Source organism: Pseudomonas putida, from assembly GCF_050990305.1.
Lineage (GTDB): Bacteria > Pseudomonadota > Gammaproteobacteria > Pseudomonadales > Pseudomonadaceae > Aquipseudomonas > Aquipseudomonas putida_AH.
This window is the reverse complement of record NZ_CP158817.1, coordinates 3545599-3566822: the sequence shown is the minus strand read 5'-3', so window position 1 is coordinate 3566822 and position 21224 is coordinate 3545599. Positions and strand designations below refer to the sequence as shown.

Sequence of the window (21224 nt, the reverse complement as noted above, 5' to 3'; positions counted from 1 at the left end):
CCCTGTAGGAGCGAGCATGCTCGCGATGGTCGTGAACGATAACGCGGGCTATCAGGCACCCCGCGGCGCTTGGGCGTTTTTCGCGAGCATGCTCGCTCCTACAGTGGGTTTGCGGCGCCAATCGGCAGAATAGAGGGGTTGAGGGTCTGGATCTTGTGTCTCAAGCGTAGACCGCAATCTTTGACCTCGCCGCACACAAGCGCCGATGCCGGAGTTAAACTTCGTGTTCTTTCTGAAGGAGTTCACATGAGTCACTACCAGCCAGGCATTCTCGCCACCCCGGTTCCGCCGCACGCCCGCCACCTGTTCTTCGCCCTGGAATCCGCTGCCGATCTTCCAGCCGCGCTCGACAAGTTGACGCAACAAGTGGACGGCAAGTCGGCGGTGGCAGGTTTCGGTGAATCCCTGGTCAAGGCCCTGGGCGCCAACATCGAGGGACTGCGCACTTTCCCGGCGCTGACCGGCGTCGGCGTGGATAACCCATCGACGCAACACGCGCTGTGGTGCTGGCTGCACGGTACCGACCGTGGCGAGTTGCTCAATCGTAGCCATGCGTTGGCCGCCGCACTGGCACCGGCCCTGCGTCTGGTCGAGGTCACCGAGGGCTTCCGCCACCGCGACGGCCATGACCTGACCGGCTACGAAGATGGCACCGAGAACCCACGTGATGAAGCCGCGGCGGCTGCGGCACTGGTGGCCGAGGGCGGCGAAGGTATGGTCGGCGGCAGCTTCGCCGCGATCCAGCAATGGCAACATGACCTCAAGCGCTTCCACGCCATGCCGTCCCATGAAACCGACGACATCATGGGCCGGCGCCTGAGCGACAACGAAGAGCTCGATGACGCGCCGATCTCCGCCCACGTCAAGCGCACCGCCCAGGAAAGCTTCGCACCTGAAGCCTTCATCGTCCGTCGTTCGATGCCCTGGATCGAAGACGACCGCGCCGGCCTGATGTTCCTCGCCTTTGGCTTCTCCCTCGATGCTTTCGAAGTCCAGTTGCGGCGCATGAGCGGTCTGGAAGACGGCATCACCGATGGTCTGTACAAGATCAGTCGGCCGATCACCGGTGGCTACTACTGGTGCCCGCCGCTGAAGGATGGCCGCCTGGATCTGCGTGCCTTGAGCATCGGCATCGCCGCATGAGCGTGGTGCGCTGGGGCATGATCGGTTGCGGCAGCGTGACCGAGCGCAAGAGCGGGCCGGCCTTCTACAAGGCGCCTGGCTCGGCGCTGGTCGCCGTGATGGGGCGACGCCTGGAAGCGGTCAGCGATTATGCCGCGCGCCATGGCATCACCAGGGTCTACACCGATGCCGATGCTTTGATCAACGATCCCGAGATCGACGCGGTGTACATCGCCACGCCACCCGACAGTCATCACGCGTACGCCTTGAAGGTGGCTGCCGCCGGCAAGCATTGCTGCGTCGAAAAGCCGATGTCGCTGAACGCCGGGCAAAGCCGTGAGATGCAAAAGGCTTTTGCCGATGCCGGGCTGCACTTGTTCGTGTCCTATTACCGGCGTTCGCTGCCACGCTTCCGGCAAGTGCGTCAGTGGCTGGAAGAAGGGCGGATTGGCGACGTCCGACAGCTGAGCTGGACGTTGACCAAAGCCCCGTCTACAGCCGATCTGAGTGGTACGAATAACTGGCGTACCGACCCGACAATTGCCGGTGGCGGTTACTTCGCCGACCTCGCCAGCCATGGCTTCGACTTGTTTCAGTACTTGCTCGGAGACATCGTCGAGGTCGCCGGATTCACCGCGCGGCAGGCCGGCCTGTACGCCGCTGAAGACGCCGTCAGCGCCAGTTGGCGGTTTGCCAACGGGGCGCTGGGCATGGGGTGCTGGAACTTTGTCGCTGATCGCCGGGAGGATCGGGTCGAGGTGATAGGCAGTCGGGGGCGGATTAGCTTTTCGGTGTTCGACGAGCATCCGATTGTGTTGCATGCCGATGAGCACCTCGACTTGACCATTGCCCATCATGAGCACATCCAATGGCATCACGTATTGGGCATGAATGCTCATATTCGTGGTCAAGCGCAGCATCCGGCGGTGGCACAAGAGGCGCTGAAAACCGATTGGGTGATGGACCAAATCCTCAAGCGTCATTAAAAGATCGCAGCCTTCGGCAGCTCCTACAGGGGATCGCGTTCCAATGTAGGAGCTGCCGAAGGCTGCGATCTTTTGATTCTGCTTAACCTTATGCCCAAACAATATTTCTCCAGTCAGTCCTTAGAACTTTAAGATCACGTCATAACTCGTTATAACAAGTGATCCCAGATGACCGATAACGTTCTTTCCCTTGGCAGCGTTCCGCTGCACACCCAGCTACGCGACGTGTTGCGCGCCCGCATCCTCGACGGCGAGTACCCGCAAGACAGCCAGATGCCTTCCGAAAGCGAGCTCGGCACATTGTTCAAGGTCAGCCGCATCACCGTGCGCCAGGCCCTGGGCGATCTGCAGAAGGAAGGGTTGATCTTCAAGATCCACGGCAAGGGCACCTTTGTCGCCAAGCCCAAGACATTCCAGAACGTCAGCACCCTGCAAGGCCTGGCAGAGTCCATGACCGGTCGTGGCTACGAGGTGATCAACCGCCTGCGCAGTTTCAAGTTCATCACCGCCGATAAGTTGGTCGCCGAGCGTTTGCAGGTCGCCGAAGGCGAGACCGTGGCGCAGATCAAACGGGTGCGTTTGATCAATCGTGAGCCGATCTCGCTGGAAATCACTTACCTGCCCAAAGCCATCGGCGAGCGTCTGGAGAAGGCCGACTTGGTCACTCGCGACATTTTCCTGATCCTGGAAAACGACTGCGGCCTGGCCCTCGGACACGCCGACTTGGCCATCGATGCAGTGCTGGCCGACAGCGACCTGACCCAGGCGCTGAACGTCGAAGCCGGTTCGCCGATCATGCGCATCGAGCGTCTGACCCACGACGCCGCCGGCCGGCCGCTGGATTTCGAACACCTCTACTACCGTGGCGATGCCTTCCAGTGCCGCCTGCGGATCGACCGGCAAAAAGGGGTATGACCATGACGCGCAACACCGTTGAACAGGAATACGACATCGTCATCATCGGCGGCGGTACCGCCGGGCCCATGGCGGCGATCAAGGCCAAGGAAAAGAACCGTGACTTGCGGGTGTTGTTGATCGACAAGGCCAACGTCAAGCGCAGCGGCGCGATCAGCATGGGCATGGACGGCCTGAACAACGCGATCATCCCCGGCCACTCCACGCCCGAGCAGTACACCAAGGAAATCACCATCGCCAACGACGGCATCGTCAATCAGGCCGCGGTGTATGCCTACGCCACCCACAGCTTCGAAACCATCGAGCAACTGGATCGCTGGGGCGTCAAATTCGAGAAGGATGAAACCGGCGACTACGCGGTGAAAAAGGTCCACCACATGGGCGCCTATGTGCTGCCGATGCCCGAAGGCCACGACATCAAGAAGGTCCTGTACCGTCAGCTGAAGCGGGCGCGGGTCAGCATTACCAATCGCCTGGTCTGCACCCGTTTGCTCAAGGACGAGGAGGGCGCGGTCAACGGCGTGATGGGCTTCGATTGCCGCACCGCCGACTTCCATGTGATCAAGGCCAAGGCGGTGATCCTCGCCTGCGGTGCCGCCGGGCGCCTGGGCTTGCCGTCCTCGGGTTATCTGATGGGCACCTACGAAAACCCGACCAACGCCGGCGACGGTTATGCCATGGCCTATCACGCCGGCGCTGAGCTGGCGAACCTGGAATGCTTCCAGATCAACCCACTGATCAAGGATTACAACGGCCCGGCCTGCGCCTACGTCACCGGTCCCCTGGGCGGCTACACCGCCAACAACAAGGGTGAACGCTTCATTGAGTGCGACTACTGGAGCGGGCAGATGATGTGGGAGTTCCACCAGGAACTGGAAAGCGGCAACGGCCCGGTGTTCCTCAAGCTCGATCACCTGGCCGAGGAAACCATCCAGAACATCGAAGAGATCCTGCACAGCAACGAACGCCCCAGTCGCGGCCAGTTCCACGCCAATCGCGGCACCGACTACCGCACGCAGATGGTCGAGATGCACATCTCGGAAATCGGTTTTTGCAGCGGGCATTCGGCGTCCGGAGTGTGGGTCAACGAGAAGGCCGAGACCTCGGTCAAGGGTTTGTACTCGGCGGGTGACATGGCGGCGGTGCCGCACAACTACATGCTCGGCGCGTTCACCTACGGCTGGTTTGCCGGGACCAATGCGGCGGATTTTGTCGCTGATCGCGAGTTCTCAGCGTTGGACGCCGGGCAGATCGAAATCGAAAAACAACGGGTTTATGCACCACTTGATCGCGAACACGGCCTGCCACCGGCCCAGGTCGAGTACAAGTTGCGGCGCTTCGTCAACGACTACCTGCAACCGCCGAAAGTGACGAAGAAGATGCAGATCGGCCTGCAACGCTTCAGCGACATCCAGCGCGATCTCGATCAGATCAAGGCCCACAACGCCCACGAACTGATGCGCGCCATGGAAGTCAGCATGATCCGCGACTGCGCGGAAATGGCCGCCCGCGCTTCGTTGTTCCGCGCCGAAAGCCGCTGGGGGCTGTACCACTATCGCGTCGACCATCCACAGCGCAACGACAGCGACTGGTTCTGCCATTGCCACTTGAAGAAGGACGAAAGCGGTTCGATGACCAGCTTCAAGAAAGCCGTCGAGCCTTACATCATCCCGCTGGATGCCGAAGAAATGCAGGCCTACGACCGACTGCGTGTCGGCGCCTTTGCGGCCTGAGCCTTACCCACGGAGAGACTGCGAAATGGCTTATCAACCTCAGGAAATTTTCTTTCGCTCCAACGCGCCGGTCACGGTCGACGAGGATCTTTGCATCGCCCACAAAGGCTGCACCGTGTGCGTCGACGTCTGCCCGATGGACCTGCTGGCGATCAACCCGGCCACGCAAAAGGCCTACATGGCGTTCGATGAATGCTGGTACTGCATGCCCTGTGAAAAGGACTGCCCGACGGGGGCGGTGAAAGTCGACATCCCGTACCTGCTGCGCTGAAACACCGCCCCGTAGGAGCCGGCTTGCTGGCGAAGGTGTGTCAGTCGACATCTTTTTAGCTGACACATCATCGCCAGCATCGCCAGCATCGCCAGCAAGCCGGCTCCTACGGTGGGTCGAGGTCAGCCGCAAATATTGTGTACACGGACTTCCCAAAACCAACTGCCGCGATTTGCCCTATGACCTCTCTATTCGATGTAACCGATAACGATGACATTCTCGCCCTGCAACCGCGCCTGACCGATGAGGATGCCGGCGTGCGCCGCATTGCCCTGATCGAACTGGCCGACCTGGAAGAGCCCGACGGCCTGCTGTGGCTGGTCAATCGACTGGCCGAAGATCCGAACGAAGAGGTCCGCGCCGAAGCCGCGCGGTTGCTGGAAGCCTGGGAGGACACGCCAGTGGTGGACGCGCTGTGCCAGGCCCTGACCGATCCTGCTGAAACGGTGCGAGCCGCCGCCGCGCAAAGTCTCAGCCTGCTCAAAAGTGAAGCGGCGGGGAGGGTGATTCTGCCGTGGACCGGGCATGCCGACACCGGCGTGCGTATCGCAGCCTTCAGGGCCTTGCGCGAGCTGCGTTTTGCCGAGGCGGCGCCGGCCGCGTTGTTGGCACTGGGCGACAAGGATGCCAACGTGCGGCGTGAAGCGGTCGGCGTGCTGGGCTGGCTCAAGCAACTTGATGCCTTGCCGGCCTTGGCCGGATTGGCCAGCGATGACCCTGACACCGAGGTCCGTCGTGCCGCGACCGGGGCCTTGGGCCTGGCCTCTGATGCACAGGTGCTGCCGGCGTTGCGCCACGCCTTGCGCGATCAGGCCTGGCAAGTGCGCGAGGAAGCCGCCACTACGCTGGGCAAGGTCGGCCACGCTGATGCAGGTCCGGCCTTGATCGACGCCCTGAGCGACGACTACTGGCAAGTGCGCCTGCGCGCCACCCGCAGCCTCGGTCGCCTGCGCTTCACGCCGGCCCTCGAACCGTTGATCGAGGCACTCGCTCATCGCATCAGCAACCTGCGCAAGGAAACCGCGCTGGCCCTTGGGGAGTTGAACGACAAAGGTGCCATCGCGCCGTTGCTGGCCGCACAGGACGACGGCGACCCGGAAGTGCGCAAGGCCGTTCGCATCGCCCTGAGTCAACTGCAATGAACCCGGTGGCGGTGGGCAATTCCCGCAGCCAACGGCAACTGCGCCTGCAATGGCCGGATGGCCGCGAGCAGGTGCTGGGGCATGCCGAGTTGCGGCGGCAGTGCCCGTGTTCGCAGTGTCGGGCGTTTCGGTTGCGGGGGATGGCGCCGAGGGTGGATGAGCGGGTTCGGGTGATCGAATTGAGTTCACAAGGCTACGGCCTGCAATTGACCTTCAGCGACGGCCACGAACGCGGGATCTACCCGTGGGCGTACCTCTCTGGTCTGACATGAACCCCGTGTAGGAGCTGCCGCAGGCTGCGATCTTTTGACGTTGATTTTAAAGATCAAGATCAAAAGATCGCAGCCTGCGGCAGCTCCTACAGGGGACCGGGGTGGTTAGAAGGACTTGCTGACGCTCGCCACCACGGTCGCGCTGCAGACGTCATCGAAGCCCCAGTTACTCGCGCACTGGCTCTTCGACAAATCGGTATCGATGTAGCTCAACCCCAGCATCACACCGGCCAGTTCGTGGGTCAGCTTGACCTCCCACTCGCGGTACGAGTCCTCGGCCTGGCCCGAACGCGAATACAGGTGCGGGTCCTTGAAGTCCATCAGGCCATAGTGCGTTTGCAGGCCGATGTCCCAGGGTAATTGGGTTTCGTAACCAACGTAGCTGTAGAGCGAGTTCTGCTTACTGTCGATGCCCGGTGCATCGTCGGAGTAATAGGCCCCAAGCTTCACCCCATAGACGCTGAGAATGCCGTAGACCTCGCTCTGGTTGAACTGGCTTTCTTTCGGGTAACTGTATTTGAGGTAGCCGAGATCCAGGCTGACCTCTTCAGTGGCCTGCCATAGCCAACCGCCGTAGTAGTCGATTTCCTGACGGGTTTTCAGGCCGCCGCCAAAATCGACGTTGGAACTCCAGACGCCCAGGTACAGGCCGCTGCTGTGGGTGAGGGTGGCACCGGCCTGCACGGCGGGATCGTTCTGGGTCTGCGAGATCCCGCGGCTGCGGTAGTCGCTGGCCAGGGTCACGTCCAGCAGCAGGGAGAAGTCATCGCTCAGGGGCACGGCCTGGCTGCTCAAGGGCAGCAGGCTCAAGGAACCGAGGGCGAACAGGGTCAAGGCTTTCATGTGAAGTCCCGTTATTGTGATTGTTTTGGGGCGCGAGGAAACCTGTGGGAGCCGGCTGACTCCCACAGGGAAAACAGTGTTGCTAGAGGGTGGGTGCGTAAACCTGGCGACCGGCGAACCAGGTTTGCAGCACTTGGGTATCGTGCAGGGCTTTGTTGTCGACGCTGAACACATCGCGATCGACCACGATGAAGTCCGCTTGCTTGCCGGCGCTCAGCGAGCCGATCTGCTTGTCCAGGCCGATGGTCCGGGCCGCATTGAGGGTGTAGGCGTAGAACATGGTTTCGCGGTCCAGACGCTCATCGGCATTGAGCACACCCAGCGGACCTTCACGGGTGATGGCCTGGGCCATGGCGTTGAATGGATTGGGCGAAGACACCGGCCAGTCGCTGGCGCCGGCGATGGTCGCGCCTTGCTTGAGCAACGAGTGCGCCGGGTATTGATAGCGGAAGGCTGCGGCGCTCACATAAGGCTTGATCATGTCCGTGGTGTAGTCGTCGGCGCTCGCCCATAGCAGTTGCATCGAGGCGATGACATTCAGCGGTTTGAAGCGGGCGAACTCCTTCGGGTTGACCATTTGCAAATGGGTGATGGAGTGGGTCACGCCGCTCTGGCGATCCTTGCGCGCCTGTTCGATACCATTCAGGGACTCGCGCACCGCCCGGTCACCGATGGCGTGAATATGCACCAGCCAACCCCGTTGATCGATGGCGCTGACCAGTTCGCCGAAATGCTTGGGATCGATCAACAGTTCGCCCTGTTTGTGCGAATTGTTGTAAGGGTCGATCATCGCCGCGCTCTGCGCCGGGTATTCGATCACCCCATCAGCGAAGATCTTGACGCCCGGCAGGGTCAGGTTGGGGACGTCCTGAAACTGCTGGCGGACCTTGTCGAGGGTATCGAGATCGGCCGGCACGCTTTTCGGATTGGCCACCAACAGCGCGGCAACGTGGGCGGTCATGCCGCCGCTTTGCGACAGCGCCTTGTACGCCGGTAGCACACCGACGGTTTTCTCCGTGGGCTTGAGGGCGAACAGCGGTTCGCCGGGCGCGGCGTTGGCAGCCGGGTCCATCCACGCAGTGATGCCGAGGCTGTTGTTGAATTTCACGGCACTCTGCGCGGCTTTGAGCATGTCGGCAGACGTGGGGGTGGGGATTTTCGAGGCTACCCGGTCCCAACCGGCGTCCACGACAAAGCCGTTAGGGGTGCCATCGGCGAGTGTTCCGATGGTGTCTTTCTCGGCATCCGGCAGGCTTTTTAGCAGTGCGGCGTCAATGCCTGCACGCTTGAGCATCACGTTATTGGCCCACGCGGTGTGATGATCGCTGCCGGTCAGCACCACGGGCACATCGGCCCATTCACCCTTGTTGAATGTCTTGCCCAAGGCTTCTGCCTGGGCCCAGTAACCTGAACTCATGCCGGCCACGGTCAGTACATCACCGTGCTTGGCCTTGCCGTCGTCACGCCATGCGCGCAGCCGCTTTTCCAGCTCATTGAGTTCGACCACCTCGTCTTCCATATTGGCCGCGACCATTTCCAGGCCACCGAAAATCGCATGGGAGTGGCTATCGATCAGGCCGGGCATGAGCGTCTTGCCACCCAAATCGATGACGCGGGTGTCCGCCTCGATCAAGGCCTTGATCTGCGCATTGCTGCCCACTTGCAGCACTTTGCCGTCCTTGATCGCCAAGGCCTCGACCTTGGGCTGAGTACGGTCGGCGGTGAATATCTTGCCGTTGAACAACACCAGGTCCGTGGCCGCCATGGCTTCCAATGAGGCAAAACTCACAGCGACCATCAAGAGATTCGGGATGAATCTTTTCATTGAATGTTTCCTTGTTATTGCGTCTGATGGCCAGAGTAGTGGCTTGTCGCGGCCCGCAGAACGCCTCACCCACGAAAAACGTTTTTGCCTGAATGGAAAAAATATGGACAAGTTGGGTGCACTGAAGATGTTCGTGGTCACGGCGCAACTGGGCAGCTTCAGTCGCGCCGCCGAGCAATTGGGCAAGACCCCGTCGGCCCTGACCAAAGCGGTCAATCACCTGGAGGCTGAGCTTGGCGCGCGGCTGTTCGAGCGCAGCACCCGACGGATCTTGTTGACGGAATCCGGGCGACTTTATCTGGACACCGCGCGTCAGGTGTTGCAGCGATTGGACGAGGCTGGTGAGGAAATCGAGCAGTTGCAACATGGCCTGCGCGGCAGTCTGAAAATCACCGCGCCGCTGGCCTATGGGCAGGCTTTTCTCGACCGGGTGTGTGGTGGTTTTCTTGAGCAATTCCCGCAGATCAACCTGCAGGTGGACCTGTGTGACGACTTCGTCAATCTGCTGGAAAGCGGCTACGACCTGGCCTTGCGTGAAGGCCATGACGATTTGCCGGGGTTGATCGCCCGTGTGGTCGGCAGCAACCGCCTGGCGCTGTGCGCAAGCCCTGAGTACCTGGCGCGCAAGGGGCTGGCGGTCACTCCGCAGACCCTCGATGAGCACGAATGGTTGCTGTATCGCCATCCGTTGCTCAGCCGCGAATTCTGGTGGGCCGAGCGCGACGGCCAACGCTTGAGCGTGCCGCAACCCCGGTCGCCACGTTTGTGCAGCGACAACTACGATTTGTTGCTGGCCAACGCCCTGGCCGGTCGCGGGTTGCTGCACACCCCCTTGTGGAGTGCCGCGCCGTATCTGGCGGACGGGCGACTGGTGCGGGTGATGGCTGACTACGACATCGACCCGGACTCCTTTGGCCCGCACATCCTGGCGGTGTACCCCAGCCATCGACGGGCCACGGCCAAGGTGCTGGCGTTTATCGATTACATCGCAGGGTTTCTGGCATCCCCCGCCCTGTAGGAGCAAAGCTTGCTCGCGATTGCGTTTGCACAATCAATATTGGTGTGTCTGACGCACCGCCATCGCGAGCAAGCTTTGCTCCCACAGCGGTGTGCGCCACAGTGCGAGCAGACGGACAGATCTTGTAAGAAAATTCGCAGAAGAGTACAAATGTACTCCATGACGACTCTCACTCCCCGCCGTACCGCCATCTTGACCTTCATCCGCGAACGCATCGCCGAGCACGGTCAGTCCCCGAGCCTCGCTGAAATCAGCGAGGCCTTTGGTTTTGCCTCCCGCAGCGTGGCGCGCAAGCATGTGCTGGCGCTGACCGAAGCCGGTTTCATCGAGGTCAATCCGCATCAGGCCCGGGGCATTCGCTTGCTCGGCCAGCCTGCGCGCCCCGAACTGCTGGACATTCCAGTGCTCGGCCGGGTCGCGGCGGGTGTGCCGATCGGTGCCGATGCCGAGGTCCATAGCCGATTGCTGCTCGATCCGTCGATCTTCTCGCGGGCGCCGGACTACATGCTGCGGGTGCGCGGCGATTCGATGATCGAGGACGGCATTCTCGATGGCGATCTGGTGGGTGTGCACCGCAGCCCCGAGGCCATCAATGGCCAGATCGTCGTGGCGCGCCTGGACGGTGAAGTGACCATCAAGCGTTTCGAGCGAATAGGCGATACGGTTCGCCTGCTGCCGCGCAACCCGGCGTACCAGCCCATCATCGTCGAAGCCGACCGGGACCTGGCCATCGAAGGGGTGTTCTGCGGTCTGGTGAGGCAAGGCTGATGGGGGCCGTCGTCGCGCTGGATACGTTGTTCAATGGCGGCCAGGTCTGGAAGGGCCGGCCTGCGCCGCCGTCCGCCAGCCCGCAACCCACCGGACACGCTGCGCTGGATGCGGCGCTGCCCACGGGCGGCTGGCCGGAGGCGGCATTGACCGAAATCCTCCTGGCCGGGCAGGGCGTGGGTGAGTTGCAACTGGTGTGGCCGACGCTGGCGCGGCTGTCGGCTGCGGGTGAGCGCATCGTGCTGGTGGCGCCACCATTCTTGCCGTACCCCCAGGCCTGGCAGAGCGCCGGGGTCGATCTGCGTCAGTTGTCGATCATCCAGGCCAGCGAGCGCGATGCCCTGTGGGCGGCGGAGCAATGCCTGCGTTCGGGCAGTTGCGGCGCGGTGTTGTGCTGGCCGCACAAGGCCGATGACCGGGCGTTGCGGCGTTTGCAGGTGGCCGCGGAAACCGGCTCGACTCTGGCCTTTGCCTACCGCTCGATCCATGAAGCGATCAACCCGTCACCGGCGGCCCTGCGCATCGCCATCGACGCCAGGCCTGCGCAATTACGCGTGCTCAAATGCCGGGGCGGGCTGGCCCGCTCGGCGCCGATTGCCTTCGCTGTGGGGCATTGAGGTTGCCATGCGTTGGGTGTGCATTCTGTTCCCGCAACTGGCGTTGGACGCGGTACTGCGTCAGCGCACCGATCCCGATGAGCCACTGGCGCTGCTGACCGGCCCGGCCCAACGCCGGGTGCTGCAGGCGGTCAACGCGGGGGCGCGGGCGCTGGGGCTGCGTCCTGGTCAGTCGATGACGGCCGCCCAGGCATTGAGCAAAGGCTTTGCCACGGCGGAATACGATGTGGCCGAGATCGAGCATTGGCAACAGTTTCTGGCGGCCTGGGCCTACCGTTTCAGTGCTCAGGTCAGCGTGCATTACCCCCGTGCGGTGGTGTTCGAGATTGAGTCCAGCCTGGGCCTGTTCGGCGACTGGGCGCAATTGGAAACACGCCTGCGCCGCGAACTGGGCGAGCTGGGGTTTCGCCACCGTATCGTCGCCGCACCCAACCCGGTGGCGGCACGGATCCTGGCCAACGCCTATGACGGCCTGGTGGTGCCTGACGATCAAGCCTTGCAGTACCACCTGGGGCAATTGCCCGTCGACCGGATCGGCCTTGAGGCCAACGTCGCCACGGCCTTGTCGCGCATGGGGCTGCGTACCTTGGGCCAGGTGCAGGCGTTGCCACGACAGAGCCTGGCCCGGCGTTTCGAGGCCCAGGTGCTCAAGCATCTGGACACCTTGTTCGGCACACGGCGGCTGGCGCTGGCGTTTTATCTGCCACCAGATCGTTTCGATGTGCGCATCGAACTCAACTACGACGTGCAATCCCATCAGGCCCTGCTGTTTCCATTGCGCCGCCTGACCGGCGATCTGTCGGCATTCCTGTGCGGTCGCGACAGCGGGGTGCAGCGCTTCGATCTGCACCTGGAACACGCAGGGCTGCCGGACACACTGATCAAAGTTGGCCTGCTCAGCGCCGAGCGTGATCCAGCCATGCTGTTCGAGCTGGCCCGTGGGCGGCTGGAGCAAGTCCAGGTCGAGGCGCCGGTGCGCGGGTTTCGCCTGCGCGCCGAAGACTTGCCGAGCTTCGTGCCGCAGTTTCAGGAACTGTTCGATGACCGTCCGCAGCAAACCTTGCCCTGGGAGCAACTGCGCGAACGCCTGCGCGCGCGGCTGGGGGATGAGGCCGTGCATGGCCTGCGCTTTCAGGCCGATCACCGACCCGAATGCGCCTGGCAGGCCCGTGCCGACAACCAGCCCTGCGGGCCATTGCCGGGCGTGAAGCGACCGGGCTGGCTGCTGACCGAACCGCTGGCGGTGCACGAACACTCCACACGCATCCTGATGGGGCCGGAGCGCATCGAGTCCGGCTGGTGGGACGGCGACGACGTGCGCCGCGATTACTACCTGATCGAAACCCGCACCGGCCAGCAGGGCTGGGCCTGGCGCGCGGTCGGCGAGGACGGCCCCTTGTGGTTGCAGGGCTGGTTCGCATGAGCGCCGGCTACGCCGAACTGCACTGCCTGTCGAATTTCAGTTTCCAGCGCGGTGCTTCCAGTGCCCTTGAACTGTTTCAACGGGGCAAAAAGCAGGGCTATCAGGCTTTGGCAATCACCGACGAATGCACCCTGGCCGGGATCGTCCGCGCCTGGCAGGCGGCCAAATCCGTGGAGCTGCCGCTGATCATCGGCAGCGAGATCCGCATCGAAAACGGCCCGAAACTGGTGTTGCTGGTGGAGAACCTCGAGGGCTACCAGACCCTGTGCCGGCTGATCACCCGGGCCCGCCGCCGCACGCAGAAAGGCCAGTATCAAATCCTGCGCGAGGATTTCAACGAACCGCTGCCGGGGCTGTTGGCGCTGTGGGTGCCGGACGCGGTGGATGACGTCGAACAGGGGCGTTGGCTGAAGCAGGTGTTCGCCGAACGCCTGTGGCTGGCGGTGCAACTGCATCGCGGTCAGGACGACACCCGGCGCCTGCACGATCTGCTGGCCCTGGCCAGAGAACTGGGCATTGCGGCGGTGGCCAGCGGCGATGTGCACATGCACGCCCGTGGACGACGGGCCTTGCAGGACACCATGACCGCGATCCGTCATCACCTGCCGGTGGCCGACGCCGGGTTGCGCTTGCACCCCAACGGTGAGCGGCATCTGCGCAGCCTCGACGTGCTGCGCGAACTCTATCCGCCAGCCTTGCTCGACGAGACCCTGGTCATCGCCCGGCGCTGCACCTTCGACCTTGGCCAGTTGCGCTATCAGTACCCTCGGGAACTGGTGCCTGACGGGCATTCGGCCACGTCCTGGCTGCGAGAATTGACTGAACGTGGCATTCGCCAGCGATGGCCCGAAGGTGCCAGTGCGAAGGTGCGAGGGCTGATCGAGAAGGAATTGGGGCTGATCGCCGAGCTGGGTTATGAAAGCTATTTCCTGACCGTACAGGACGTCGTCGCCTTCGCCCGGCGCGAGAAGATCCTCTGCCAAGGCCGGGGCTCGGCGGCCAACTCGGCGGTGTGCTTTGCCCTGGGCATCACCGAAATCGATCCGGATCGGATGAACATGCTGTTCGAGCGCTTTCTGTCCAAGGAGCGCGACGAGCCGCCGGATATCGATGTGGACTTTGAGCACGAACGTCGTGAAGAAGTCTTGCAGTACGTGTTCAATCGCTATGGCCGGTCACGCGCGGCGCTGACCGCCGTGGTCAGCACGTATCACGCGGCCGGTGCGGTACGTGATGTGGCCAAGGCGCTGGGTTTGCCGCCGGATCAGATCAATGCCCTGGCCGATTGCTGCGGTCACTGGAGCGATGAAACCCCGCCCGTGGATCGCTTGCTGGAGGGCGGTTTCGACCCCGAAAGCCCGGTATTGCGACGGGTATTGAGCCTGACCGGACAATTGATCGGTTTCCCCCGGCACCTGTCCCAGCACCCCGGTGGCTTCGTGATTTCCGAGCAGCCGCTGGACACGCTGGTGCCGGTAGAGAACGCCGCGATGGCCGAGCGCACCATCATTCAATGGGACAAGGACGACCTGGACGCGGTAGGCCTGCTCAAGGTCGATATCCTCGCCTTGGGCATGCTCAGCGCCATTCGCCGTTGCTTCGACCTGTTGCGCCGCCATCGCAATCTGGATTTGAGCCTGGCGACGATCCCCTCCGAAGACTCGCCAACCTACGACATGATTGGCCGCGCCGACACCATCGGCGTGTTCCAGATCGAATCTCGGGCGCAAATGTCGATGCTGCCCAGGCTCAAGCCCCGCAAGTTCTATGACCTGGTGATCGAGGTGGCCATCGTGCGGCCGGGGCCGATTCAGGGCGGCATGGTGCATCCGTACCTGCGGCGGCGAAACAAGGAGGAGCCGGAGAGCTATCCGTCGCCAGAACTCAAGGTGGTACTGGAAAGAACCCTCGGCGTGCCACTGTTCCAGGAACAGGTGATGCAGATCGCCATCGTCGCCGCCGACTACAGCCCCGGCGAAGCCGATCAGTTGCGCCGCTCCATGGCGGCCTGGAAACGCCACGGCGGGCTCGAACCGCACAAGGAGCGCCTGGCCGCCGGCATGAAGAAAAACGGCTACAGCGCCGAGTTCGCCGCGCAGATCTTCGAACAGATCAAGGGTTTTGGCAGTTACGGCTTTCCCGAGTCCCATGCCGCCAGTTTCGCTTTGCTGACCTACGCCAGTTGCTGGCTGAAATGTCATGAACCGGCAGCCTTTGCCTGTGCACTGATCAACAGTTGGCCCATGGGCTTCTACAGTCCGGACCAGATTCTGCAGGACGCGCGTAGGCATCATTTGCAGATCCGCCCGGTGGACGTGCGCGCCAGTGACTGGGATTGCAGCCTGGAACCGATTGCCGGTGCGCAACCGGCGATTCGCATGGGGTTGCGCATGATCAAGGGTTTTCGCGAAGACGACGCCCGGCGCATCGAAACGGCGCGAGGCAAGGGCGCGTTTGCCGACATCGCGGACCTTGGCGAGCGGGCGCAACTGGACGCCCGCGCCCAGGAGCAATTGGCCGATGCCGGTGCGTTGCGCGGGTTGGCCGGTGACCGCCACCGGGCGCGCTGGGAAGTGGCGGGGGTGGAGAAACAGCTCGGGTTGTTTGCCGGTTTGTCCCGTCACGAGGAGGTGGCAATTGAGTTGCCAAAGCCCACAGTCGGCGAAGACCTGCGCGCCGATTATGCCAGTGTCGGCACCACCCTCGGCCCGCATCCACTGGCGTTGCTGCGCGGTGAGTTGAAAGCCCGACGTTGCCGCAGTTCGAAAGAATTGCTGGACGTCGAACACGGCCGACCCGTCAGTGTCGCCGGGCTGGTCACCGGACGACAACGACCGGGTACCGCCAGTGGTGTGACCTTCGTCACCCTCGAAGATGAGTTCGGCAACGTCAACGTGGTGGTCTGGCGCGACCTGGCCGACCGCCAGCGCCGTGTTCTGGTGGGTTCACAACTGCTCAAGGTCGACGGGCGCTGGGAAAAGGAGGGCGAAGTGCGCCACCTGATCGCCGGGCGCCTGAGTGACCTGAGCCCACTGCTCGACGGCATCACCGTGCGCAGCCGGGATTTTCATTGATCCCGATTCCGCCTTGAAACACACAAACCCTGTGAGAGCGAACCTGCTAGCGATAGCGTCGGCACATCCAACAAACTATGTGACTGGGGCACCGCCATCGCGAGCAGGCTCGCTCCTACAGGTATTTGGGTCGTGCTCGAATCATCCAATCAACGCAAAACCCTGTGGGAGCGAGCCTGCTCGCGATAGCGTCAGCACATCCAACAAACTATGTGACTGGGGCACCGCCATCGCGAGCATGCTCGCTCCTACAGGTATTTGTGTCGTGCTCGAATCATCCAATCAACGCAAAACCCTGTGGGAGTGGGCTTGCCCGCGAAGGCGTCAGCACATCCAACAAACTATGTGACTGGGGCACCGCCATCGCGAGCATGCTCGCTCCTACAGGTATTTGGGTCGTGCTCGAATCATCCAATCAACGCAAAACCCTGTGGGAGCGGGCTTGCCCGCGAAGGCGTCGGCATATCCAACACACTATGTGACTGGGACACCGCCATCGCGAGCAGGCTCGCTCCTACAGGTATTTGGGTCGTGCTCGAATCATCCAATCAACGCAAAACCCTGTGGGAGCGGGCTTGCCCGCGAAGGCGTCGGCACATCCAACAACTTATGTGACTGACACACCGCTTTCGCGGGCAAGCCCGCTCCCACAGGTTTTGTGTGAAGGCTGGCTATTTGGCAATGGGCCAAAACCGTTCCCCGCCACCTGGCGCCTCTGTCCATGCCTGCAATGAGCGAGTCGGAAGATCGAAGTAGTCCCGGGTGCGTGCGTAACCGTGGCCACCCATGCGCCCGATCGCATCCAGCCCCAATTGATCGATGTACAAAGTTTCTGGGTCTATCAATTCATCCCGCACATGAGCCATCAGCACTTCACCGAAAATGATCTCCCGCGACTGCCCGATGTTCAGCGCCATCATCCGCCGGCATTCCAGCGCCACCGGGGCTTCGCCGATGCGCGGGCATTTGACCGTGGTGCCGGCGATGGCAGTGAGGCCGGCGGCGGTCAGTTCATCGAAGCCGGGGGCGAAGGGCACGGCGCAGACGTTCATGGCCTCCACCAGGGCATCGCTGACGATGTTGACGGTGAACTCCTGGTTGAGCTGGATATTGCGTGTGGTGTCCTTGGGGCTCTGGTCGTCGTAGTTTTCCACGCCCAGCGCCAGGATCGGCGGGTCGGCGGACAGCGCGTTGAAAAAGCTGAAGGGTGCGGCGTTGACCCGGCCTTCGCCGTCGACGGTGGTCACCAAGGCAATCGGCCGCGGCACCACGCTGCCGATCAGGATCTTGTATTTTTCCCGTGGGTTCAGCTGGCTGAAGTCGAAGCTTTGCATGGCAGACATCTCTAAAGAAGGGGATCGATGGCGCACAGCGGCGCCTGTGCGCTGTAGTCGTCGGCATACGGGATGGCCGGTTTGAACAGGGTTTTCCAGTCCGGCTGGCCGAAGGCCCGGTCACTGTGACTGCGCATCAATTTTTCGAATTGCCCTTGGGCCTGGCGTTGCAGGGCGGGGTAGTCGACACCGTTCACTTGACCGTCCTGCATCACGCAGCGGCCGTCGATATAGCTGGCGATGCAGTCGTCACCGCGACCAGCCAGCACCAGGTTTTTCAGAGGATCGAACAGCGGCCCCAGATGCAGGCCGCGCAGGCTGAATACGGTGATGTCGGCCTTGGCCCCCGGCGCCAGACGGCCGATGTCGTCGCGACCCAAAGCCTTGGCACCGCCGAGGGTGGCGGCGTTGTACAGATCCAGCGCGCTGGTCAGCCCGTTGCCGCCCTCCATCAACCGCGCGATGTTCAAACCCTGACGCATGTTGTCCAGCAAATCCGCAGGCCAGGTGTCGGTGCCCAGAGCAAAGTTGACGCCCTTGGCCCGATAGCGGCCGAAGGCGTTCAGCGCCTCGCCATCCCGGGCGAACACCACCGGGCAATGCACCAGGTTGGCGCCACCGTCCACCACTCGCTGCAAGTCATCGTCGCCACGGGTGTAGATGCCGTGGGGCAGCAGACTGCGCGGGGTCAACAGGTCGAGTTGCTGCAACCAGCCCAGCGGTGAAGTGCCGCGCAGTTGCTCGACCAGCGCCACTTCGCCCAAGCCCTGGCAGCAATGCAAGCGCATCGGCGCATCAAGCTCGCGACTGAGCGCGGCAGTACGTTGCAACAGCGCCGGGGTGCAGGTCTGGATGCGATCGGGCAGCAGCGCGCCGCGAATCAGGCCGCCATTGGCACCATCGAAATCCCGGAAAAACCGCTCGGCCGTATCAAGTCCCGCCAGGCCTCGTGCTTCGTCCCAGTGGTGCGCCAGCGTGCCGTCGGCCTGCCAGTAGCTCATGCCGCTCATGTAGCAGGGGCCGAGGTACGTGCGCAACCCCAGCTCGGTCGCGACGCCGGCCACTGCGGAAAATTCATCGTAGGTTTCCGCCCACTCGCGGTAATACATCGAGGTGATCGGCATGGCGGTGGTGATGCCGTTGCGGATCAGTTGAGTGAAGGCGTAGCGGTATTTGAATACCTCTTCATCGAAGTTGTAGCTTTCCCGTGGCCCGCGCGCCAGATACTCAGCCGACCACATCCGGCCCATGTCACGCTCGTCGCCGTTGTCCAGGGTCAGTACTGTGGAATCGAGATCGCCGAGGGCATCCAGATCAATGAAGCCGGGACCGATCAGCGCGTTGCCATAGTCCATCCACTGATCGACCGGTCCCTCATAACCTCGACCGACGAACTCAATGTGAGCGCCTGCGAAGACCACTTCGCCGTTGCGCCATAACACATGCTGCGCGCCGTCGAAGCCAACCACGCAACTGGCCCGCAAGCCGATGCGCTTCACAGACGGCTTTCCAGCAAACGGCCACCTGCAGCAATCAACTGACCCGCGCGATAGACCTGACGCACAGGTCGTGACACCACGGCTTCGCCCAGGGTCTGCACCGGCATCAGCAAGAAGTCCGCTGGCTGGCCGATCTCCAAACCATAACCTTCACAGCCCAACGCCCGTGCGCCATTGACGGTAGCCGCATCAAACGCCGCCGCCAGCTCTTGGTCCTTGCTCAAGTCAAAACGGAATGCCAGCAACATCGCCCGTTCCAGCATGTCGCCGTTGCCCATGGGCGACCAGGCATCGCGGATGCCGTCGGAGCCCAGGCAAACGTTCACGCCGGTTTCGCGCAAGGCGAGGAACGGTGGCACGGCGGTATCGGCCGGTGCCGAACTCATCAGGGAAATCCCCAGTACCGCCAGACGCTCGGCCACCGGCTTTACCTGGCTCCACGGCAGCATGCCCAGGCAATAGGCGTGGCTGATCATCACGCGGTTCTGAAGGTCGAAGCGCTCGGTGTAGTCGGCAATGAGCTTGATCTGCCACAGGCCCAGTTCACCCTTGTCGTGTAGGTGAATGTCCACGCCACGGTTGAATTCACTGGCCAGTTCGAACACGAAGTCCAGTTGCGCGATGGGGTCGTTGTCGATGCCGCAAGGGTCGAGGCCGCCGACGTTTTCTACGCCCAGGGCCATGGCTTCGCGCATCAGCTCGGCGGTGCCGGGACGGCTGATCAGGCCGGTTTGTGGGAACACCACCAGTTGCAGGTCGATCAGGTCGCGGTATTTTTCACGCAGTTGCTGCATGGCCTGGACATGGCGCAGGCCGAATTCCGGGTCGATGTCGACGTGGCAACGCATCGTCAGCGAGCCACGGGCGATGCAGTTTTCCAGCAAGGCACCGGCGCGTTGCGCGATGGGGGCTTCGACTTCGCGTAGCACACGGCGCTCGTTGGCGATGTAATCCTTGAGCGTGGGACCTGCGCTGTTCGGGCGCCAGGGCTGGCCGTACAGGGTTTTGTCCAGGTGCACGTGGCTTTCCACCAGGGCACCGGTGAGCAACTGGTTCTGGCCGTCGATGTCGGTGGCCAACAGTTCGCTGGTCGAGGCCGGGCGACGCTGGGTGAAACGGCCGTTTTCGATCAGCAGGTCTTCGGCGGGAGCGCCGTAGGGGCGTACGTTGCGTAGCCAGCGGGGGTGGGTCATTGGTTACCTCTAATGTCGTGGTGTTTGGGAGGGCCTCATCGCCAGCAAGCCGGCTCCTACAAGGACACCACCGTATCCGTAGGAGCCGGCTTGCTGGCGATGGGAACGACTCGGTCTAAAGTCAGCCCTTGAGCTTGGCCCAGATTCGGTCCTGCAGTTCCCGCGCCTTGTTGCTGCATTCCTTTTCAGGGCGCAGGCGCGAGGCGAATTCGTCGGGCATGTTGATCGCGTCCATCACTTGCCACTTGGCGTCGATCAGCTTGTCGCTCTGGATGCCGTTGGCGTAGGCGATGGCGTTGGACACGGCGGCGGCGTTTTCCGGTTTCATCATCCAGTCGATGAAGATCTTGGCGTTGCCAGGGTGCGGCGCGCTTTTCGGTACGGCGAAGTTGTCCTGGAACATCGCCAGGCCTTCTTTCGGGTACACGTATTTGATGGTGCTCTTCTGCAAGGTGGCCCGGGCGGTAGAGCCGTTCCAGTTCTGCATCATGATCACTTCACCGGACGCCATGCGGTCGACGGTGTTGTCCGAGCTGTACATCTTCAGGAAGGGTTTCTGTTTTTGCAGCAGTTCGAGGATGCGCTTGGCGTCCTGCGGGTTCTCGGTGCATTCGTCGACATTCAGGTAATGGCTGGCGGCATTGATCACGCTGCTGGAGGTGTCGAGTGCGGCCAATTGACCTTGCAGTTCCTTGCGCGGCTCGAAGAACTCTTTCCACGAGTCATCCAGCTTGCCGCCAGGCACCCGGGCGCTGTCATAGGAGAACCCGGTGGTGCCCCACAAGTACGGCGCCGAGAATTTGCGCCCAGGGTCGAAGGCCGGATCGCGGAACGCCGGTTTCACATACTGGAAGTTGGGCAGAGTGGGGGTGTCGATTTCCAGCAGCAGGTTCTGGTTGATCAGGGTGCGCATGATCGACTGCGACGGCACGATCACGTCATAGGCGGCGCCACCGGCCTGCAACTTGGCCAGCAGGGTTTCGTTGCTGTCGTAGCCGTCCATGGTGACCTTGATGCCGGTCTCCTTTTCAAACTTGGCCAGCAGGTCGACCGGGTAGTAGTCGGTCCAGTTGTAGAAGAACAGCTCCTTGGGTTCGGCGGCCTGGGCGCCGAACGCAGTGAGTGCGGTAAAGCAACTCAGGGCCAGACTGGCAACGGCAAAACGCAGGCTTTTCACTTTCTTGCTCAT

At 62.3% G+C, this 21224-nt stretch carries 18 protein-coding genes; 12 read left to right on the top strand and 6 right to left on the bottom strand.

Annotated elements, in window-relative coordinates; translation table 11 throughout:
• Window positions 1-246: 246 nt before the first annotated feature.
• The 7 genes from ABTV22_RS16035 (at window position 247) to ABTV22_RS16005 (ending at window position 6441) form a co-directional block, all read left to right on the top strand.
• Window positions 247-1143 (top strand): Dyp-type peroxidase, encoded by an 897-nt coding sequence (locus ABTV22_RS16035; protein WP_433735482.1) that lies wholly within the window; start codon window positions 247-249, stop codon window positions 1141-1143.
• The gene (locus tag ABTV22_RS16030; protein ID WP_433735481.1) at window positions 1140-2108 is read left to right on the top strand and encodes a Gfo/Idh/MocA family protein; all 969 of its coding nucleotides are present in this window, start codon (window positions 1140-1142) and stop codon (window positions 2106-2108) included. The genes ABTV22_RS16035 and ABTV22_RS16030 overlap by 4 nt, the downstream gene beginning before the upstream one ends.
• A gap of 168 nt (window positions 2109-2276) precedes the next feature.
• Window positions 2277-3023: a GntR family transcriptional regulator gene (locus tag ABTV22_RS16025; RefSeq protein ID WP_433735480.1), complete on the top strand. Its 747-nt coding sequence runs from the start codon at window positions 2277-2279 to the stop codon at window positions 3021-3023.
• Between the two features lie 2 nt (window positions 3024-3025).
• Window positions 3026-4756, top strand: a complete 1731-nt coding sequence (locus ABTV22_RS16020) for a fumarate reductase/succinate dehydrogenase flavoprotein subunit (RefSeq protein ID WP_433735479.1) — start codon at window positions 3026-3028, stop codon at window positions 4754-4756.
• A gap of 25 nt (window positions 4757-4781) precedes the next feature.
• Window positions 4782-5027 carry a 4Fe-4S dicluster domain-containing protein gene (locus ABTV22_RS16015; RefSeq protein WP_008060065.1) on the top strand — a complete coding sequence of 82 codons (246 nt, stop codon included), beginning with the start codon at window positions 4782-4784 and terminating at the stop codon, window positions 5025-5027.
• A 179-nt stretch (window positions 5028-5206) separates the two neighbouring features.
• On the top strand, window positions 5207-6169 hold the full coding sequence (locus tag ABTV22_RS16010) for a HEAT repeat domain-containing protein (protein ID WP_433735478.1): 963 nt from the start codon (window positions 5207-5209) through the stop codon (window positions 6167-6169).
• A complete protein-coding gene (locus ABTV22_RS16005; protein WP_433735477.1) occupies window positions 6166-6441 on the top strand; it encodes a DUF971 domain-containing protein in 276 nt (91 codons plus the stop codon). The genes ABTV22_RS16010 and ABTV22_RS16005 overlap by 4 nt, the downstream gene beginning before the upstream one ends.
• Before the next feature lie 105 nt (window positions 6442-6546).
• Here the strand turns inward: ABTV22_RS16005 and ABTV22_RS16000 are convergent, their stop codons facing one another.
• Together ABTV22_RS16000 and ABTV22_RS15995 are read right to left on the bottom strand one after the other, a co-directional pair.
• Window positions 6547-7284, bottom strand: a complete 738-nt coding sequence (locus tag ABTV22_RS16000) for a TorF family putative porin (RefSeq protein ID WP_433735476.1) — start codon at window positions 7282-7284, stop codon at window positions 6547-6549.
• An 82-nt stretch (window positions 7285-7366) separates the two neighbouring features.
• Window positions 7367-9109: an amidohydrolase gene (locus ABTV22_RS15995; RefSeq protein ID WP_433735475.1), complete on the bottom strand. Its 1743-nt coding sequence runs from the start codon at window positions 9107-9109 to the stop codon at window positions 7367-7369.
• 103 nt (window positions 9110-9212) lie between these two features.
• Between ABTV22_RS15995 and ABTV22_RS15990 the strand changes: the two genes are divergently transcribed.
• The 5 genes from ABTV22_RS15990 (at window position 9213) to ABTV22_RS15970 (ending at window position 16009) form a co-directional block, all read left to right on the top strand.
• Window positions 9213-10127: a LysR substrate-binding domain-containing protein gene (locus ABTV22_RS15990; protein ID WP_433735474.1), complete on the top strand. Its 915-nt coding sequence runs from the start codon at window positions 9213-9215 to the stop codon at window positions 10125-10127.
• A gap of 150 nt (window positions 10128-10277) precedes the next feature.
• A complete protein-coding gene (gene lexA, locus ABTV22_RS15985; RefSeq protein ID WP_433735473.1) occupies window positions 10278-10895 on the top strand; it encodes a transcriptional repressor LexA in 618 nt (205 codons plus the stop codon).
• Window positions 10895-11512 (top strand): translesion DNA synthesis-associated protein ImuA, encoded by a 618-nt coding sequence (gene imuA, locus ABTV22_RS15980; RefSeq protein WP_433735472.1) that lies wholly within the window; start codon window positions 10895-10897, stop codon window positions 11510-11512. The genes lexA and imuA overlap by 1 nt, the downstream gene beginning before the upstream one ends.
• A 7-nt stretch (window positions 11513-11519) precedes the next feature.
• A complete protein-coding gene (locus tag ABTV22_RS15975; protein ID WP_433735471.1) occupies window positions 11520-12935 on the top strand; it encodes a Y-family DNA polymerase in 1416 nt (471 codons plus the stop codon).
• Window positions 12911-16009 carry an error-prone DNA polymerase gene (locus tag ABTV22_RS15970; RefSeq protein ID WP_433735470.1) on the top strand — a complete coding sequence of 1033 codons (3099 nt, stop codon included), beginning with the start codon at window positions 12911-12913 and terminating at the stop codon, window positions 16007-16009. The genes ABTV22_RS15975 and ABTV22_RS15970 overlap by 25 nt, the downstream gene beginning before the upstream one ends.
• Window positions 16010-16680: 671 nt before the next feature.
• On the opposite strand, the gene ABTV22_RS15965 is transcribed toward ABTV22_RS15970, so the two are convergent.
• The 4 genes from ABTV22_RS15965 to ABTV22_RS15950 all read right to left on the bottom strand — a co-directional run bounded on the left by ABTV22_RS15965 (window position 16681) and on the right by ABTV22_RS15950 (window position 21224).
• On the bottom strand, window positions 16681-17343 hold the full coding sequence (locus ABTV22_RS15965; RefSeq protein ID WP_433735469.1) for a flavin reductase family protein: 663 nt from the start codon (window positions 17341-17343) through the stop codon (window positions 16681-16683).
• Window positions 17344-17354: 11 nt separating this feature from the next.
• Window positions 17355-18842, bottom strand: coding sequence for an amidohydrolase family protein (locus tag ABTV22_RS15960; protein WP_433735468.1), 1488 nt, complete (start codon window positions 18840-18842; stop codon window positions 17355-17357).
• Complete coding sequence (locus tag ABTV22_RS15955) at window positions 18839-20035, bottom strand: amidohydrolase family protein (RefSeq protein WP_433735467.1); 1197 nt, start codon at window positions 20033-20035, stop codon at window positions 18839-18841. The genes ABTV22_RS15960 and ABTV22_RS15955 overlap by 4 nt, the downstream gene beginning before the upstream one ends.
• Window positions 20036-20156: 121 nt before the next feature.
• A complete protein-coding gene (locus ABTV22_RS15950; RefSeq protein ID WP_433735466.1) occupies window positions 20157-21224 on the bottom strand; it encodes an extracellular solute-binding protein in 1068 nt (355 codons plus the stop codon).